The organism is Deltaproteobacteria bacterium, from assembly GCA_020845895.1.
In the GTDB taxonomy this organism is placed as follows: Bacteria; Lernaellota; Lernaellaia; order JACKCT01; family JACKCT01; genus JADLEX01.
On sequence record JADLEX010000105.1, the window covers coordinates 18,984 to 37,159 of the forward strand.

The window sequence follows — 18,176 nt, forward strand, 5'->3', positions numbered from 1 at the left end:
CATGGCATCCTCCCAAGGCCCGCGATGCGGATCAATTACCCCAGCAGGCTCGGCCAGTTCTTCGACAGCCACGCGCGCTCCTCGGCCCGCTCGCGCCACCTGGGGTCGTCGCGGTCGATGGGGATCGACGCGGCGAGGATCGACTCGAAGCGCGCCTCGACATCCGTCGCGAACGCGGCATCCTCGACGACGAGCAGCGCCTCGCTCTCCCAGTAGCCCGCGGTGATGTCCAGATTCGCGCTGCCGATCGCGCACCACCGGCCGTCGGCGCAGATCATTTTTGCATGGACGTGCGCGCGCACGGCGCCCAGATCGCATCCCCACGCCGGCCCGGGCGGGGCGACGTATTCGTACGCCTCGGCGCCGGCCTCGACCAGCTCGTCGATGCGACCGTGCACGACCTGCGTGGCGAGCTCGCGGATCGCTCCGCCGGGAAAGTACACACCCTCGGCATCCCGATCACTCCACATCGGCCGCACGTGGCCGACCAACACCCGCACACGCACGCCACGACCCACGGCGTTTCGGAGCGCGCGCAGGATTTCGAACTGCATGGGGAAGGTGTTGACGACGAGCAGGTCGCGCGTCGCGGCATCGATGAGCGCGAGATACGCCTCGAGCGTGTACGCGTCGCGCAGGCCGCGATGCACGACGAACCGCGCGGCGACGGACCCCACCGGCGGCGGCGCGACGACGTCGAACGGCTCGCGCCCCGCGGCGACCCACGCGCCGAGAAATGACGTCTCGACCTGCTCCACGATCGGGCCTTCGACGCACGCACCCGCGTCGAACCAAGGAATCTGTGCGCCGGGCGTCTCGTGCGTCAGTGCGATTTCGTCAAAGCCCCGATAGTAGGTGTCGGCGAGGTTGCGCCCGGTCACAATCGCCCGGCAACCGTCCACGATCACCAACTTGCGGTGGTCGCGACGTTTGAGATCGTTAATCGACGGCATGCCCTCGATCGGCCGATTCGCCGCGACCTCGATGCCCGCAACCGGCGCCAGCCGCTCCATGAACGGGTTCTTGATCCCCATCGTCTCGTGAAGGCTGTAGAGCGCGTCGACCAGAAAACGCACCTTCACGCCGCGTTGCGCCGCGCGCACTAACGCCGCGGCGATCTCGCGCGAGGATTCCTCGTCGTGCACGATATACGTCTGGATGTGCAAACGCTCGTGCGCTTCGTCGATCAGCGCGACGAGCGTGCGTCGCGCCTCCGCGTTGTCGAGCACGATGCCCACGCGGTTTCCGCCGATGCGCCGAGAGGCCGTGGTCGCGTCGAGCCGTTGACCGATCGACGCGTCTTCGGGGTTGACCGCCGTGCGCGCCTCGAAGATCCGCGCCGACAGTGCCTCCGGCTCCAGCGCGTCGAGGTCGGCGCTCGTGAACGTCGCAAACCCCCTCGCGTCCACGCCCTGCGCGGACCCGTGCGCGATGGCGACCACATCGACGCCGCGCGAACGTAGACGCGCGGCCGCGCGCGCGAGCAGCACGGCCTCGAAGCCCCCCGGCACATCGGAAAGGCGCCCCGATCCCAAAATCTGCCCCGCCTCGAAAACGCGCGGCGACGCGAAACCCGCGGCGAGGAAACGCTCCTTGGCCTCGTCGAGCCGCGTGTTGAGCGCGAGTTTCACGCCGAAGATGTCGATGCCGCTCTCGTTTTCGTGCAACGTGTGCAGCCGCGCGAGCGACTCCGCGCGAAACTCGGCATCGACGAGCAGCACCGGCCGCGCGGGGCGCACGATCGCCGCCTTCGTCTCTAGAGATGCCACCGGATCGCGCCACCGCCCGTCCGACACGCGACCGAGTCCCAGGAAATCCGCCGAGCGCGCGATGGAGAATTCATCCTCGCGGATCGTCAGATAGCCGTTGTGGGCGTACGCGACGGCGCGCAATTCGCCGCGATCGATGATGGCGACGTGCGTCTGATTCAGCGGCTGCGGCATGCCGAGCACGTTGACACGCTCGACGTACAGGGTGAGTGGCGATTCGCCGACGAAGACGTCCGCGGCGCACAGCGTCTCGGGATCGAGATAGAGCGAAAGTCCATGTGTTTCGGTGGGGACCAGGGCCACGGGAATGCGCAGCTCGCGAAGCGCCCAGACGACGAACACACCGCCGAGCCAATGCGTGACCCCCCATTCCGCATCGAGCAGCACGCACAGCATCTGGGATCGCCACTCGGCGATGCGCGACGGGATCGCCGCGCGTAGCTCGAGCAGCTTCGCGTCGCTTTGCGCGAAGCGAACCGTGCACGAGAGTCCGGCCACGCGGGCGTTCGCGTCGATGTCCTCCGGCGCGAGGGCCTTGACGGGACGCAGCGCGAAGAATCCGAGTTCGTGGTCCGGCCCCGTGCGTTCGCGCGCAAATCCCGCAAAGGCCGCGGCGCTCTGCGGCTTGCCGTCGAAGGGAAAAAGCAGGCGGCGGATCGGCGCATCGTCGCCTTCGTCCCCGGCCGTCGCCACCACGACCGGGATGCGGACGGACTGCACCGTGAGCGCAACCATGTCCACGAGATCGGTCGGCAGTCGCGACGCGATGGGTCCGACGACGATGACGTCCGCGCCGCAGCCTTTCGCCGACGCGCGCAGGTCTTCGTCGCGCAGTTCCAGCGCGGGTTCCGACGTGACGTCCGCGCACCAGACCGTGAGTTCGGCGCGCAGCCGGGCGAGTTGCGCGTCCGCCCGATTGAGCACGTCGAGCAGATCGTCCCACGGGTCGTTCTGGAATTTCAGAAACGGTGAAACGGGCGAGAGTCCCACCAGATGAACGCGCTCAGGATGTGTCGCGAGTCGTCGCGCGGTTTCGATCGCCCGCCCCGCCCCTTCGGGGATTTCCGCGATGACGAGAACCCGGCGAAACATCACCTACTCCATCCGCGACGCGAAAGCCCGGCGTCCTCGACCTTCAGGCCGCGGCGTCCTCGACGATCAGGCCGCTCCGACGCCCCGCTCTCCGCCGGGCGCATCCCACGTGGCGGAAAATACGCGACGCCGGAAGAAGTGTTCGAGGCGCAAATTGACGATCTCGGGGTATTCGAGCGTCGCGTAGTGCGTTCCGTTGGGAATCAGAAACAGTTCGCTGCCGGCGATATCCGCGTGCATCTCCTCGGACACCCGAGCCGGCGTCATCTTGTCCGCAGTTCCGGCCGTGATGAGGGTCGGCACGCGCACCGTGGTGAGAATCGGCCGCGACGAATGTTCGTCGAGTCGCTTGATCATCAGGAAGTACGTCGGGAAGTCGAGATCCTTGAAGTCGGTCGCGACCTCGGCGAAGAAATTTTCGTTCGCGCTCACCAGACGCAGCGACTTGATGAGGTTCATCGACCACGGCTGCGTGAGCAGCCATCCGGGAAGGTCGGCGAGAAGCGGGCCGGCGCGGTAGAGCCCCTGCGCGAGCGCGCGGAAGAACACGTCGGCCTTGGGCAGGCCGAACGCGGTCTTGAGCACGTGCTCGAACGCGCCGTTGATGAGCACGAGGGCGATCACATTGCGCGGCAGATGATGGTAAATCTCTAGACCGAGCTCGACGCCCATGCTCCAGCCGCCGGTGACGAACCGCTCGCGATCCCACCCCGCGCCGCGCACGACCTCCAGCGCATCCTCGACGTGATCGTCCACGGCGAGGCGCGAGATGTCGCGCGGCTTCTCGGATCGGTAACACCCGCGCGGCTCCCACGTCACGATCGTCATTTTCTCGCAAAAGAACTCGAAGAGATATTTCCAGCACGACAGCGGCGTGCCCATTCCGGGCGGCAACAGCCATTTGTGCGGTCCCGCGCCGCAACGATACGCCTGAATCCGCGTGCCGTCGGCGCTCGTGACGGTGAATTCCTCAATGGGGACATCGATCGAGATCATCGGTCCGATTCTCCTTGATCATCAAAATCCAAATTGGCCCGTCAGACAGACGCCGCGCCCTCGAGCGAATCCATCGCCTGTTCCACCAGATTCACCGCCGCGCCCAGCGTCCGCGCGTCGAACGCGAACTTCACGTCAGCCGCGGCGAAGAGCTCGGGCAGCGTGCCCGCCCCGATCGCCAGCGCCCGCTTGTAGCCCGCCAGCGCGCGCGTGGGATCGGCGAGCGAATTGCCGAACACCTGCACCGCCCCAAGCTGCGCGAGCCCGTACTCCACGTAATAGAACGGATACAGGTGAATGTGCAGCTTGCGGTGCCAGCCCGTCGCCGCTTCGGTTTCCAGATCCGTCCAGTCCACGCCGTCCATGAACCGCGCCCACAGTCCGGCCCACATTGCGTCGCAACGCCGCGCATCCCGCGCATCGGCGGGGTGCTCGTATACCCAGTGCTGAAACGCATCGACGACCGCCATGTACGGCCAGAAGAGCACGATCTCCTCGAGATGTTCGATGCGCGCCCGGGCCGCATCGGCGTCGGAGTAAAATGCCCCCGGCGCGGAAAGGCACGGCGCGGCGAGCAGCTCCATGCTCATCGACGCGACCTCGCAAAACTCCATCGGCGCGGCCCAGCGCTGGTGGTGCGGCAGGCGGTAGACCTCAAATGCGTGAAACGCGTGCCCCGCCTCGTGCAACATGGTCTGCACGTCGTTGTGGATGCCCACCGCGTTCATGAGGATGAACGGGCGGCGGCGCTGATCGAAGCCGGTGCAAAAACCGCCCGGCGCTTTCCCCTCGCGGTTTTCGAGATCGAGCAATCCCTCGGCGCGCATGGCCCCGAAGTATCCGCCGAGCACCGGATCGAGCCGTTCGAAGATCGTCGCGGCTCGCTCCTCCAACTGGGTACCGTTCGCAAACGGCCGCAGCGGTTCACTCCCGCGAATTTCCACATTCAGATCCCACGGGCGCAGCCGATCGACGCCGAGCCGCGCACGGCGCTTCGCGTAGATGCGCCGCGCCGCAGGGACGACCGTCTGTTCGATCGCGTCGCGAAACGCGGCGCAGTCCGCCGGGGAATAATCGAATCGACCCATCACCTTCCACGCGTAGTCGCGGTAGTTCGCGAATCCCGCGTTGGCCGCCATCGGCAGACGCACGTCCAAGAACTCGGCCCACAACGCGTCGATGGCGTCGCGATCCTGCAGCCACCGCGTCATCTGGGCGCGCCACGCGGCTTCGCGCCGCGCGCGGTCCGTCTCCTGCAGCACCGGGCCGAGCTGCGCCACGGTCTTTCGTTCGCCGTCCCATTCCACCATCTGCGCGCCGGTGATCTTGCGATAGCGCTGGCGCAGTTCGTGCTCCTTCACCTTCAGCGGCTGGTTCGCCTCGCGAAAGATCTCGATATCGGCCCGCATCTGGCGCAATGGAACCGTGAAACCCTCGGGCGCGAGACCGCTTTCGACGAGCTTTCTCTTGAGCGCGTCAGCCTCGGCCTGCGCGGGCAATTGAATGCGCTCGACGTATTGTTGATAGCGCTTCTCTTTTTCGGTGTTCTCGGTGTCGCAGGCGGCGGCGACGGCCAGGACGTTGTAAGTCTCGTCGATCAGGGCGTGCAGGCGCGTCCAATCGTCGAGCCACGCGCTCAACGTCGATGCGTCGAGCTTGGCCGCGGCGAGGGCACGAAACGCACCCTGCACGGGTTCCCACGGCGAGGTTGCGAATATTTCGGGATCGGTGGGCAGATTCGGAACTTCGCCGCGCGCGATCGTGTCGCTAGATGTCATGTCCGTGTTTCCTTCATCAAGTGATCCGCGTTCCCGGGCGGGAGAGCCCGAAAAAAATGCGGGATGCCCCGGGCCAAAAAAATACGGGATGCCCCCGGCCAATGCAATCAGACGGACGCCTCGCTCGTATTCGTGATGAGGCCCGAACACGTACGCAGACCCCAAACACGTACGCGGGCTCCGAACACGTACGCGGGAGTTGAAGTGCCCGAACCGGTTTCCGACGCCGACGACCGAGATGTGCGCGACCTGGCGCGGCGGGGATTTCGCTACGCCCTCGCCCTTTGCCACGAACCGAGCGCGGCCGAGGATCTTCTGCAGGAAGGCTGGATGCGGCTCCTGCGCGCCGGGTCGCCGGTCGAGCCCGGACCGCTGTTTGTCACGATTCGCCGCATCTTCATCGACGAGCGACGCAGGTCCAGCGTCGCGCCCTTCGCTCTGTGGGACGAGTCGGTCGTCGAGCGCATCGCCGGTGTCGATCCCGGCAACGAAACCGTGCTGGCGACCTCGGCTCAGATCGAGGCGGCGCTGGGCGGCCTTCGGCCCGACGAACGCGAAGCGGTTTATCTGCAATGCGTCGAAGGACACACCGCGGCCGAGATCGCCAAGCTCACGGGCCGCACGCGCGGGACGGTCCTGTCCCTGATTTTTCGGGCGAAACAAAAACTCTCCGCCATGTGCCACGGCGAGCCACGGGAGGCGGCGCAATGACCCCCTTCGAACCCCACGAAAAACCCATCGACGACCACGTACGCGACCACTACGCGTCCCGTGAACCGCGCGCCGAGCTGCTCGATTCGCTCGCCAAGGCCGCGTTGGCCGAACCTCGGGAGCGATCAACGCGATGGTCCACGTGGCGGCGGGGGTTCGCCGCGGCGGCCGTCGCCGTTTTTGCGGTGGCGTTCGTCTGGAAGTTCGCCGAGATCGGACCGACGGGGCAGGAAGCCGAGATCGTCGTTCCGAGCGCCGGCGGCCAATCTCCGACCGTGGCGGACGACGGATCGCGCGAAATCGATCGGGATTTCTACAAGGCGATCGTCCCACGAAAAAACGCATCGGTGATTGTCGACTCGGATTTGGCAGTTGTGCCGAGCAAGCCGGTCGAAGAAAGCGCGGGGGCGAAGTCGGTCAAGGTCGTCACGCCGCTCGCGGACAACTTCGACTCCCGCACCAGTTCCCGCCTTGAAGGCGCCGCGCCCCGTGGCGAAGCCGATCGCGCGAACGACGCGTTGGTCGGCGGCTTCGGCGGAGAAAAGAAGGACTCGTCCGCAAGCCTCGGCAAGATCGGGACCGTCGCCGAATCCGGGCCGTCGGAACCCTCCGCCGGTGCTTGGAGCGTCTCGGATGCCTCGCCGAAAGCCGGCGACGATGTTTCGAATCACTTGCGGACCGCACGCCAAGCGCATGGCGGCGGCGGTGGGTTGGGATACGGCACCCTGGGTCACGGACGTTCTGGCGGTGTTGCGGCTCGCGAACAGGAGTACGCCGAGGGGCCGCTCCTCGTCCGCCCCGATCGCAACGAGTTCGGATTCCGGTTCGACGCGGGTTTCGAACGCGTCGCCGAACGCCCCCTGTCCACGTTCGGCGTCGATGTCGACACCGCGTCCTATTCGGTTGTGAAGAAATACCTGTCCGAAGGCCGCCGGCCGCCCGTCGATGCGGTACGCATCGAGGAACTCATCAACGCATTCCGATACGACATCCCCGCGCCCGGGCGCGGCCAAGACTTCACGGTGCTCGCCGAGGCCGCGGCCGCCCCCTGGAACGCCAATCATCGCCTCGCGCGCATTGCGCTGGCCACGCGGCCAATCACGCCCGCCGAGTGGCCCGCGCTCAATCTCGTGCTGCTCATCGACGTGTCGGGGTCGATGAAGGGGCCGAACAAACTGCCGCTCGCAATCGAATCGTTCTCGCGGCTCGTGAACCAGATGCGTTGGAAGGACCGCATCGCCATCGTCACCTATGCGGGCGAAAGCGGCGTCGCCCTGCCCTCCACCTCCGGCAACAACCGCGACGCGATTCTTCGCGCGCTGCAAAACCTGCGCGCGTCGGGCAACACGCACGGCTCGGCGGGGCTCGAACTCGCCTATTCCCTCGCGTGGCACAACCACATTCCCGGCGGCGTGAACCGCGTGATGCTGGCGACGGACGGCGATTTCAACGTCGGCGTGACCGACACGGGGTCGCTCATCGAGATGGTCCGCGCCAACGCGGCCAAGGGCGTCGATCTGACCGTGCTGGGATTCGGCTCGGACAACCTCAAGGATGCCCGGCTCGAGGCGATCGCGGACCGCTCCGACGGCAACTATGCGTTCATCGGGTCACGCACCGACGCCGAACGCGTGCTGGTGCAGGCCGCGGGGGCGACGCTCATTACCGCCGCGCACGATGTGAAGGTGCAGGTGGAGTTCAATCCCGCCATGGTCGAGGCGTATCGCCTGATCGGTTACGAAAACCGCGCGCTGGCCTCGCGGGATTTCGCCGACGACCGCAAGGATGCCGGCGATGTCGGTTACGGTCACACGGTCACGGCGCTGTACGAACTCGTGCCGCGCGGCGGCACGATCGGTGCGCCGCCCGAGCTGCGTTACCGGTCGCCCACACCGTCGCCGGATCGGGCTATCGAGTCCGCGAGCCCGGAGTCGTTCTACGTGAAGGTGCGATATCAGCCCTCGAACGGCGACGGCGCGCGGGAGTTCGCCGTGCCCTTCGTCGACGACGGCCGCCCGCTCGCCGAATCGACCGACGACATGCGCTGGGTCGCCGCGGTGGCGGCTTACGGCATGTGGTTGCGCGACCCGAATTCCGTCGGATCGTGGACGGACACCCAATCGCGAAACCTTGCAGCCGGTGCGATCGGAGATGTCGACGACGAAGCCCGATACGAATTCGTCGACCTGATCGGTCGTTGGTGGCGCTAGACGCCGAAAATCCGGGGTCCGCAGGGCCTGACGCACTGCGTCGGGCCCATTTTTCACTTTTTTCTTTTCACTCGTCGTGAATATGTTGTAGCGTGGGCGCATATCCCCAACACTCCGGAAAGGTCGGTCATGACCGATGGCCAACACGACCTGTTTCGGCGACTCGTCGAGTCGTTCCCGCATGGCGTGGTGTTGCTCGAGGCGCGCGGCGATGACCCGGGTGACTTGAAGCTCATCCACGCAAACCGCGAGGCCCTCCAACGCTCACCGTTCGATCTGGCTTCCGCCGTCGGAAAACCGTTGCTCTCGGCGGTGGGCGGCGAACCTAGCGACGCGTTGCGCGATCTCCTCGCGCGGCTGTGGACCGCGGGCGTGAACGGGGAGGCGATCGAAGTTCCGTTGTTTTCGTTCGATCCGGAGTCCGCGCTCCCGGGGTGGTACAAGCTGGACACCGTCCCTCTCGGAGACCGCCTTCTCGCCGTCGTCATCGCCGATATCCGGGAGGATCTGGAAGCCGCCGAGAAGCTGCGTCGCAGCGAAGAGCGCTACCGACGCTTCGTCGAGCACACCGAGGATCTCGTGATCGCGGTCGGGGGCGAAGGCGTCATCAGCTACGTCAACGACAGCGCCAACCGATTCCTGGGGGTCGACCCCGCCGAATGCGTCGGCCGCCACATCTTCGACTTCGTGCATCCCGACGATCGCCCCCGATCCGGAGACGATTTTCGGGACCTCGTGGCCCGGGGCCAGCGGGGGCGGTCCTATGAGAACCGCGTCGTTCACGCCGACGGACGCGCGTTCGACATTCTCTGGACCCTCACCGTCGACTATCGCGCAGGCGGAGAGGTCGAGGCCGTTCATGCGGTCGGCCGCGACATCACCGACCGCAAGGCGGTGGAAGAGGCGCTTCGATCGACCAACCGTTTTCTCGATTCGGTCGTCGAAAACATCCCGGACATGATCTTCGTGAAGGACGCGGCCGAGCTTCGCTTCGTGCGCTTCAACAAGGCCGGCGAGGATCTGCTGGGGTTCGCGCGCACGGACCTGATGGGAAAAAACGACTACGACTTCGTCCCGCGCGACGAGGCGGATTTTTTCACCGCCAAGGACCGCGAGGTGCTCGACAACGGCGTGCTGGTGGACATTGCCGAGGAGCCGATTCACACGAGGGCGCGCGGCACGCGCACGCTCCACACCAAAAAGATCCCCATCACCGACGATCAGGGTCATCCGACCTACCTGCTCGGCATTTCGGAGGACATCACCGAGCGAAAGCAGGCCCGAGAGGAACTCGACCAGTTCTTCGCCCTCGCCATCGACATGCCATGCATCGCGGATTTCACCGGGTATTTCCGCCGTCTCAGCCCTTCATGGACCGCGAGTCTGGGTTGGACCGCCGACGAACTCATGTCGCGACCGTTCCTCGATCGCGTGCATCCCGACGATGTCGAGTCGACAAAGGAGGCCATGGCGGGACTCGCCCGCGGCGAGGTCGTGATCGGCTTCGACAATCGCTACCTCGCCAAAGACGGCTCGATCCGATGGTTGTCGTGGAATTCGGTCGGAGATCCGAAGCGCGAACTCATCTTCGCCACCGCGCGCGACATCACGAGACGACGGGAAGCCGAGGAGCTGATCCGCCAGGCCAAGGAGGCGGCGGAGACGGCGAATCGCACGAAGAGCGAATTTCTCGCCAACATGAGCCACGAGCTGCGAACGCCGCTCAACGCCATCATCGGTTTTTCACAGATTCTGGAGAATCGCACCTTCGGCGATCTCACCGAGAAGCAGACGCGCTACCTCCAGGGCATCGAACAGTCCGGTTGGCACCTGCTCCAGCTCATCAATGACATCCTCGACCTGTCCAAGGTCGAAGCCGGCAAGATGAGTCTCGACCTCGAATCCACGGACGTCGCGCGGATCGTCGAATCGAGCCTGCTCATCGTCCGAGAGAAGGCACAGGTTCACGGAGTTCGTCTTGACCTGCGCGTCGATGAATCGATTCGCGACCTGCGCATGATGGTCGACGAACGCAAGATCAAGCAGATCATGTACAACCTGCTGTCGAACGCCGTGAAGTTCACGCCGGACGGCGGCACGGTCGCCGTCGAGGTGGATCGGAGTCGCGCGGACTTTCGCGTCCGGGTGAGCGATTCGGGAGTCGGAATCGAGGCGGCCGATCTGGAACGAGTCTGGGGGGCGTTCGAACAGATCGACGGTTCCCGCGCACGCGAACGCGAAGGCACCGGGCTCGGCCTCGCGCTGACGAAGAAGCTCGTCGAACTCCACGGCGGACGCATCGAGGTGACGAGCCCGGGGCGCGGTCGCGGCGCGACGTTCGAATTCGCCATCCCCATCGTCGAATCGGCCCTGCCCATGGTGACGTCGTCGCGAAACGACCGCCACGTCCGAGCGCACCGGCGTGATAAAACGCCCCTTGTGCTGATTGTCGAGGATGATCCCAACGCGCGCGAACTGCTCACGCAGTACATCACGACGGGCGGGTATCGCGTGGCCGTCGCGCGCGACGGCGAGGAAGCTCTGCGCCTGGCCCGCGAACTGAATCCCGATGCCGTGACGCTCGACATGATGCTGCCGCGGATCGACGGGATGGGCGTGCTCGCCAGCCTGAAAGCCGACCCCGCGACGTCGGACATTCCCATCGTCGTGGTTTCGGTGACGGAAAAAAATCAGCTCGCGTTTACGCTGGGCGTCGCCGAGTGGTTCGTGAAACCGGTGGACGAGAAGAGACTGCTCGACACGCTTCGCCGGCTCTGCGTCGCGAACGGACGCGAAACGCTGCGCGTGCTGGTGACGGACGACGATCCCGCCACGGTCGAATGCCTGACGGCGCTGTTCACCGGCGAGGGATACGAAGTGGAAGGCGTGAACGGCGGCGCGCAGTGCCTCGATTCGGCGCGGCGCGCCCCCCCCGACGTCATCATTCTCGATCTGATGATGCCGGGCATGAGCGGCTTCGACGTGGTGGACCGACTTCAGGCCGATCCCCGCATGAAGGACGTGCCGGTCGTCGTTTACACGGCGATGACCCTTTCGGCGGACGACCGGGCGCGACTGGGCCGTCGCGTCCAGGCCGTGACGCCGAAGCCGAGGCAAACCGATCTTCTGGAGGAGCTGGCGAAGGCGCGGAGCCTGAAGCGACAAAATCCGGAAACCTGAAACGGCGCGAAGCGGAGACGTGAGGCGACGATGACGCGCGCGACGATCCTCGTCATCGAGGACAACGACCTGAACATGATGCTGACGACCGACTTGCTCGAGATCGCCGGCTACGCGGTCGTTCAGGCGATCGATGCGGAAACCGGCATCGAAATGGCGCGCGAAAAACGCCCCGATCTCATCCTCATGGATCTCGCCCTGCCGCGCATTGACGGGTTGACGGCCGTTCGTCTGCTCAAAGAAGACCCTCGCACGCGCGACATCCCCGTCGTCGCCCTCACCGCCCACGCCATGCTCGGCGACGAACGCAAGGCGCTCGACGCGGGCTGCGCGGGGTATATCGCCAAGCCGATTGACGCCAACCGCTTTCCCGCGAAAATCGCAGAGTACCTGAAACGCGGGACGTCATGACGGAAAATGCCCGACAACGCATTCTGGTCGTCGACGACGAAGAGGTGAATCGGGAAATCTTCGAGGCGATGCTTTCGCCGTTCGGGTACGACGTGACAACCGCGCGCGACGGAGCCGAAGCGCTGGAGCGCGTCGCCGACCTTCGCTCCGATCTCATTTTGCTCGACATCATGATGCCCCGCATGGACGGCTTTCGCGTCCTGCGCCGCCTCAAGGAGAGCGAAGAGACGCGCGGGATTCCCGTGGTGGTGGTGACGGCGCTCGGCGGCACGCAGGACCGCGTCGAGGCGTACAACCTCGGGGCCGATGACTTCCTGGGCAAACCGGTCGATCAGCTCGAACTGCGTGCGCGGGTGCGTTCGCTGCTCAAGGTCAAGGCGTACAACGACCACATGAAAGCGTACCAGCGGGAGCTCGAGGTCGCCGTCGAGCGGCGCACGCGCGAACTGGAGAAGGCGCTGTCGACCGTGAAGACCGCGTCGCTCGACACGATCCTGCGCCTGTCCCGCGCAGCGGAGTACAAGGACGGGGAGACATTCACGCACGTGCTTCGCGTCAGCCACTACTCGCGGGCGATCGCGCGGCTGCTCGGACTCGACGAAGCCACCTGCGAGGCGATCCTCTACTCGTCGCCGATGCACGACATCGGCAAGATCGGCATCCCCGATCACATCCTGCTCAAACCCGGCGATCTCACGGATGAAGAGGAACAGATCATGCGCCGCCACACGATGATCGGCGGCAAGATCCTCGAAAAATCCAGCGTCGATCTCATCCGCTACGCCGAGGTCATCGCGCGCGCGCACCATGAACGGTGGGACGGGTCCGGCTATCCCGTCGGGCTCGCCGGCGAGGACATTCCGCTCGCGGCGCGCATCACCGCGCTCGCCGACGTGTTCGACGCCCTGAGCACCGAGCGCAGCTACAAGCGCGCGTACGAGATCGACGAGTGCGTGGCGTATGTGCGCGACGAGCGGGGCCGACACTTCGACCCGCGCATCGTGGACGCGTTTCTGGATGGGCTCGACATCATCCGCGACATCCACGGGCGCTATTCGACCACGCGGGCCGACCTTTTCGACGAGTGGCGTCAGGGAACGTGATGCGCGGGCGCCAAGCGGCGCGTTTCCCTTGCGAAATGCCGGGCGCAAGCCTAGGCTGAGCGGCGATTTACCCGGATCTCCTCCGGTTCGCGGGAAGGCCATGCCCCGAATTTTCATCGCGGTATTCATGTCGATGGCGGCGATTTCGATTGCGTCCGCCGACTCCGCTCCCCAGCTTTTTCATGTCGATGTCCACGCCCCGAGCCGTGCCGAACGTGGCGAGATCGCGCGCATGGGATTCGATCTCGAGGGCGTCGATCTCGCGAACGGGATCGCGAAGCTGGTGGCGACGATCGACGACGTGCGTCTGTTGCAGTCGATGGGCTACGCGGTCGATTACACGCAGGTCGACTTCCCCGCGAACATGGTCGATTACCACGACGGCGAGGAGACCGATGATCTCATCGACGGCTGGGCCGCGGATTATCCCGACATCCTTCACGTCTTTTCGCTGGGCGATTCCGTCGAGGGGCGTCCGATCCGTGTGTTGAAGATCAGCGACAACGCCGACACCGACGAGGATGAGCCGGGGTTCGTGCTTCTGGCGCGCCATCACGCGCGCGAGCCGCTCTCGTCCGAACTCGCGCTCGAAACCATCGGGCGGCTGCTGGAGAGCTACGAGACCGACCCCTATACCGAGTGGCTCGTGAACGAGCGCGAAATCTTCGTCATCCCGCGCCACAACCCGGACGGCGCGGCCTACGACGAGGCGCAGGATCTTGTGTACTGGCGCAAGAATCGCCGACAGAACGCCGGCGAGCCCGCGGAGTGCTGGGGCGTCGACACCAATCGCAACTACGGCTACCAATGGGGCCTCGACCAGGGATCGTCGGGCGACCCATGCTCCGAGGTCTATCGCGGCCCGTCGGCTTTTTCGGAGCCGGAGACGTCGCTGACGAAAGCGTTCCTCGAAGCGCACACCAACATCACCACGCTCATCTCGCTGCACACGTTCGGCAACATGATCCTGTACCCGTGGGGCTACACCGCGACGCCGATCGGCGACGCGACGGATCTGTCGATCTTTCAGGCGATGGCCGCGCGCTTCCGCGACTCCAACGGTTACACCACGGGCCCGGGCAGCAGCCTCTACCCCATCTCCGGCGACACGGTGGATTGGGCCTACGGCGCGCTCGGGCTCTTCGCGTTCACCTTCGAGGTCTCGAACACCGACTACGGGTTCTATCCCCCGGACGACATCTTCGACATCACGTACTTCCTCAACTTCCCCGCGATGGAGATGGCGGCCGGGCTCGCCGGCGATCCGTCGATGGCGCTCAACTGCGGCCTGTGGCTCTTCGAAGGCGAGTCTCTGGGAGACGCCGCCAAGGTTGTCTGGGCGCCGATCGTGGAAACGAACGGCGCGGGATACGAGGTGCTGCGCTCCGACGCCGAGGACGGCACGTACATCTCGATGACGTCGGGGCTCATCGCAACGGGAGCGGACGGCTACGAGCTTCAGGACGGCCCAGCGACCGCGGCGAATGATGCCTCCAGCGCGACCTACACCTATTGGTACAAGGTCAAGTTCACGTCGAACAACCCGTCGCTGCACCGCGAGTTCGGTCCGATCTCCGTCACCGTGGATGCCCCGTTGCCGACCGGACCCACGACCTCGACGACCACCACATCGACAACAACCACCACCGCGCCGACCACCACCACGGTCCCGACGACGACGACCACCACCACGGTTCCGTCCGATGACGACACCGACGACGATGCAGACGACGATGCGGACGACGACGACACGTGGTTTCCCGATGACGACGCCGACGACGATGATGATACGACTCCGGATACATCCGACGACGATACCGACGACATTCCGGAATCCGCGGCGGGAGAAACGAACGACAGCGGCTCGGGGTGCGGCTGCTGACGCCGCCATGAAAATCCCGCCGACGCGCGGTCGGCGGGGTTCATCGAAACTCGAGTTCGTGAATCAGTCGAACAGCGGATCGTCGTCGGGGCCCGCGTTCGGCCCCGGGCCACGGCCCTGTCCACGCTCCTGTCCCCGGCCGCGCGGCGGCGCCATTTCGCGCACCTTCGCCATCTGCTCCGCAGTCAGGATCTTCGCGATTTCCACATGATGCGTGATGACCATGTCCAGGCGCTCGGCCTGCGCGTCGGTCAGGTCCTTCGCGGCGGCGCGCAATGACGCCTCGTCGGCCTTGCCGCTCTCCATCAACTCGCGGAAGTCGTCGCGGGCGTCGCAGGTCTTGGTGGCCAGCGCCTTCATCTCCTCCCGGTGTTTGGGCAGCAGCTCCTTGAGTTTCGCGATCTGCTCGCTCGAAATGCCCGCGGCCTTGGCGGCATCGGGGTCCTGAATCAGGCGGTACAGTCCCGCGCCGGGGCCGAAGTCGCCACCGCGCGCGCCCGGCGCGCCCGGCCCGCCCTGATGTTTGCCGAATTGCCCCGCGCCGGCGGCGACGGCGAGCGAAAGCGCGGCGATGAAAACGATGAAGGTCAGCGTGCGGTTTCTCATGTCGATCTCCTTTGATGTTCGGGCCGATTGCCCGTTCGCATCTTGGACACCGGGCGAAGAGTGAGGTTAAAACGAACCGGTCGTATATGGCGGTTGACGCGTTTGGGGTGCGTCGATACGGTTTTTCGAGTCCGGAGGAAATCATGTCGGGCAAAATCGGAACCGCCCTCGTGACGGGCGCGTCGTCGGGGATCGGCCGCGAAACGGCGATGGCGCTCGCGAAACGCGGCGCGGTCGTCGGCCTCGTCGCCCGGCGGCGCGAGGAACTCGACGCCGTCGCCGCACGGATCTCGGAATCAGGCGGACGCGCGATCGTGCTCCCCGCCGACGTCACCGACTTCGACGCCATCCGCGACGCGGCGGCGAAATTCGCGGCTGAGGCGGGCGGCATCGACGTGGTTATCGCGGCGGCGGGAATCGGCGTCGCCACCCCCGCGTGGGCGTTCGACGGCGATCTCGCCCAGCGCATGATCGACGTGAACGTCACGGGGTTGATGAACAGCGTCGCGGCGGTCGTGCCGCACATGCTGGAGCGAAAGCGCGGTCGGATCGTCGGGCTCGCGAGCCTCGCGGGGTTTCGCGGTCTACCCGGCAACGCGGCCTACTGCGCGGGCAAGTCGGCGGTGATCGCGTTCCTCGAAGGTATCCGCATCGATCTCGCGCCGAAGGGCATCGGCGTCACGACGATCTGCCCGGGCTGGGTGAATACGCCGATGAGCGATCCCAACCCCGCTCCCAAACCGCTCATGCTCGAAGTCGGAGAGGTCGCCGACTCGATCGTCCGCGCGATCGAGCGCGGCGCGACATGGGTCGCCGTGCCACGTTCCGTCGCCGCGTCGATCCGATTCGGGCAGGCGACGCCGAACGCGCTCTACGATCTCGTGATGAAAGATCGCCTCTGGCCCTTCGGTGTAAACGAGCCCGCGCCCAAACCCGCGCGACGCACGCCGCCGGCCGGCGCGCCCGTCGCCCTTGTCACCGGAGCGTCCACCGGCATCGGCCTCGCCCTCGCGAAGCGGCTCGGCCGCGAAGGGTATGGCGTCGCGATAATGGCGCGGCGCACCGACGTGCTCGCCGCCGCGGCGGACGAGGTGCGTTCGACGGGCGCGCAGGTGGACACGTTCGAACTCGACGTGACCAACGCGGGTGCGTTCGACGCTGCGCTGCGGGTCCTCAAGGCCAAGCGCGGGCGGCTCGATCTGTTCGTCGCCAACGCGGGCACGGCGGGGCCGACGCCCGGCTACGCGCTCGACGCAAAGCACATCCACCGCATCGTCGACCTCAACGTCGGCGCGTTCACGCACAACGTCGCGGCGGTCGCGCGATTCATGCTCGATCAGGGATTCGGCCATATTGTCGGCGTGGCGAGCCTCGCGGGGTATCGTGGCCTGCCCAAGAGCGCCGTGTATTCCGCCAGCAAAGCCTACGTGCGTTCGTTCTGCGAAAGTTTCCGCGTCGATCTCGCGCCGTACGGCATCGCCGTCACGACGGTGTGTCCCGGCTTCGTGAAAACGCCGCTCAACGAGGGGAATCGCGCACCGATGCCGTTTCTGATGACGGCGGACTCGGCGGCGAGCGAAATCGCGTCCGCCATACGGCGCAAGGCAGCGCACCACGCGTTCCCCTGGCAACTCAACGCGATCATGCGCGCCGGGCAGATGATGCCGAACTTCGTTTTCGACCGTGCGATGGGCGGCAAACACTGACCGAAAAACGGAAGGGCGACCCGAAGGCCGCCCGATCCGATACACTCACCCGGCAAATCGGCGTCAGGACGCCTTGAGTTCCTCGACGATTCCCATCAGCACCTTCTTGGCGTCGCCGAAGAGCATCATCGTGTTCTCCCCTTCGAACAGGTCGTTGCGGATTCCCGCAAAACCCGAGGCGAGCGAACGCTTGATGACAAAAACCGTCCGCGCCTCGTGCACGTTCAGGATCGGCATGCCGAAGATGGGGCTCTTGGGGTCGTTGAGCGCGGCGGGGTTCACCACGTCGTTCGCGCCGAGCACGATGACCACATCCGTGTTCTTGAACTCGGGATTGACCTGATCCATTTCGAGCAGCTTGTCGTACGGGATATTCGCTTCGGCGAGCAGCACGTTCATGTGCCCGGGCATGCGCCCCGCGACCGGATGGATCGCGTACGTGACCTCGACGCCTTTCTTGGCGAGCAGGTCGGCCATTTCGCGCACGGCGTGCTGCGCCTGCGCCACCGCCATGCCGTAACCCGGCGCCACCACCACGCGCGCGGCGGATTCGAGAATCATCGCCGCCTCTTCCGGGCCGGTGGAGCGGACATTCTTGTACTCTCCGCCGCCGCCGCTCGTGTCGCCCGCCGTGGCGCCGAAGCCGCCGAACAGCACGTTGGCGAGCGAGCGGTTCATCGCCTTGCACATGATCTGCGTGAGGATGATGCCCGACGAGCCGACGAGCGATCC

12 protein-coding genes are annotated in these 18,176 nt (G+C 65.8%); 7 read left to right on the plus strand and 5 right to left on the minus strand.

From position 1 onward, the window contains the following. Positions 1-35: 35 nt before the first annotated feature. The 3 genes from IT350_14360 to IT350_14370 form a co-directional block, all read right to left on the minus strand. Positions 36-2,861, minus strand: a complete 2,826-nt coding sequence (locus tag IT350_14360; GenBank protein MCC6159229.1) for a phosphatidylserine/phosphatidylglycerophosphate/cardiolipin synthase family protein — start codon at positions 2,859-2,861, stop codon at positions 36-38. A gap of 66 nt (positions 2,862-2,927) precedes the next feature. Then, positions 2,928-3,857, minus strand: a complete 930-nt coding sequence (locus IT350_14365; protein ID MCC6159230.1) for an alpha/beta hydrolase — start codon at positions 3,855-3,857, stop codon at positions 2,928-2,930. Positions 3,858-3,898: 41 nt separating this feature from the next. Then, the gene (locus IT350_14370; protein ID MCC6159231.1) at positions 3,899-5,635 is read right to left on the minus strand and encodes a M3 family oligoendopeptidase; all 1,737 of its coding nucleotides are present in this window, start codon (positions 5,633-5,635) and stop codon (positions 3,899-3,901) included. 204 nt (positions 5,636-5,839) lie between these two features. Between IT350_14370 and IT350_14375 the strand changes: the two genes are divergently transcribed. The 6 genes from IT350_14375 to IT350_14400 all read left to right on the plus strand — a co-directional run bounded on the left by IT350_14375 (position 5,840) and on the right by IT350_14400 (position 15,132). After that, on the plus strand, positions 5,840-6,346 hold the full coding sequence (locus IT350_14375; protein ID MCC6159232.1) for an RNA polymerase sigma factor: 507 nt from the start codon (positions 5,840-5,842) through the stop codon (positions 6,344-6,346). Then, positions 6,343-8,556, plus strand: coding sequence for a von Willebrand factor type A domain-containing protein (locus IT350_14380; GenBank protein MCC6159233.1), 2,214 nt, complete (start codon positions 6,343-6,345; stop codon positions 8,554-8,556). The genes IT350_14375 and IT350_14380 overlap by 4 nt, the downstream gene beginning before the upstream one ends. Positions 8,557-8,685: 129 nt before the next feature. Beyond that, on the plus strand, positions 8,686-11,736 hold the full coding sequence (locus IT350_14385) for a PAS domain S-box protein (GenBank protein MCC6159234.1): 3,051 nt from the start codon (positions 8,686-8,688) through the stop codon (positions 11,734-11,736). Positions 11,737-11,766: 30 nt separating this feature from the next. Then, on the plus strand, positions 11,767-12,147 hold the full coding sequence (locus tag IT350_14390) for a response regulator (GenBank protein ID MCC6159235.1): 381 nt from the start codon (positions 11,767-11,769) through the stop codon (positions 12,145-12,147). Next, positions 12,144-13,250, plus strand: a complete 1,107-nt coding sequence (locus IT350_14395) for a response regulator (GenBank protein ID MCC6159236.1) — start codon at positions 12,144-12,146, stop codon at positions 13,248-13,250. The genes IT350_14390 and IT350_14395 overlap by 4 nt, the downstream gene beginning before the upstream one ends. A gap of 100 nt (positions 13,251-13,350) precedes the next feature. Continuing rightward, positions 13,351-15,132 (plus strand): zinc carboxypeptidase, encoded by a 1,782-nt coding sequence (locus IT350_14400; protein ID MCC6159237.1) that lies wholly within the window; start codon positions 13,351-13,353, stop codon positions 15,130-15,132. A 63-nt stretch (positions 15,133-15,195) separates the two neighbouring features. Here the strand turns inward: IT350_14400 and IT350_14405 are convergent, their stop codons facing one another. Continuing rightward, on the minus strand, positions 15,196-15,738 hold the full coding sequence (locus tag IT350_14405; GenBank protein ID MCC6159238.1) for a Spy/CpxP family protein refolding chaperone: 543 nt from the start codon (positions 15,736-15,738) through the stop codon (positions 15,196-15,198). A gap of 143 nt (positions 15,739-15,881) precedes the next feature. Between IT350_14405 and IT350_14410 the strand changes: the two genes are divergently transcribed. After that, entirely contained in the window at positions 15,882-17,444 is a 1,563-nt protein-coding gene (locus IT350_14410; protein ID MCC6159239.1) for an SDR family NAD(P)-dependent oxidoreductase, read from the plus strand. Between the two features lie 63 nt (positions 17,445-17,507). On the opposite strand, the gene IT350_14415 is transcribed toward IT350_14410, so the two are convergent. Further along, positions 17,508-18,176, minus strand: a 669-nt coding sequence (locus IT350_14415; GenBank protein ID MCC6159240.1) for an NAD(P)(+) transhydrogenase (Re/Si-specific) subunit beta, incomplete at its 5' end; no start/stop codon positions are given.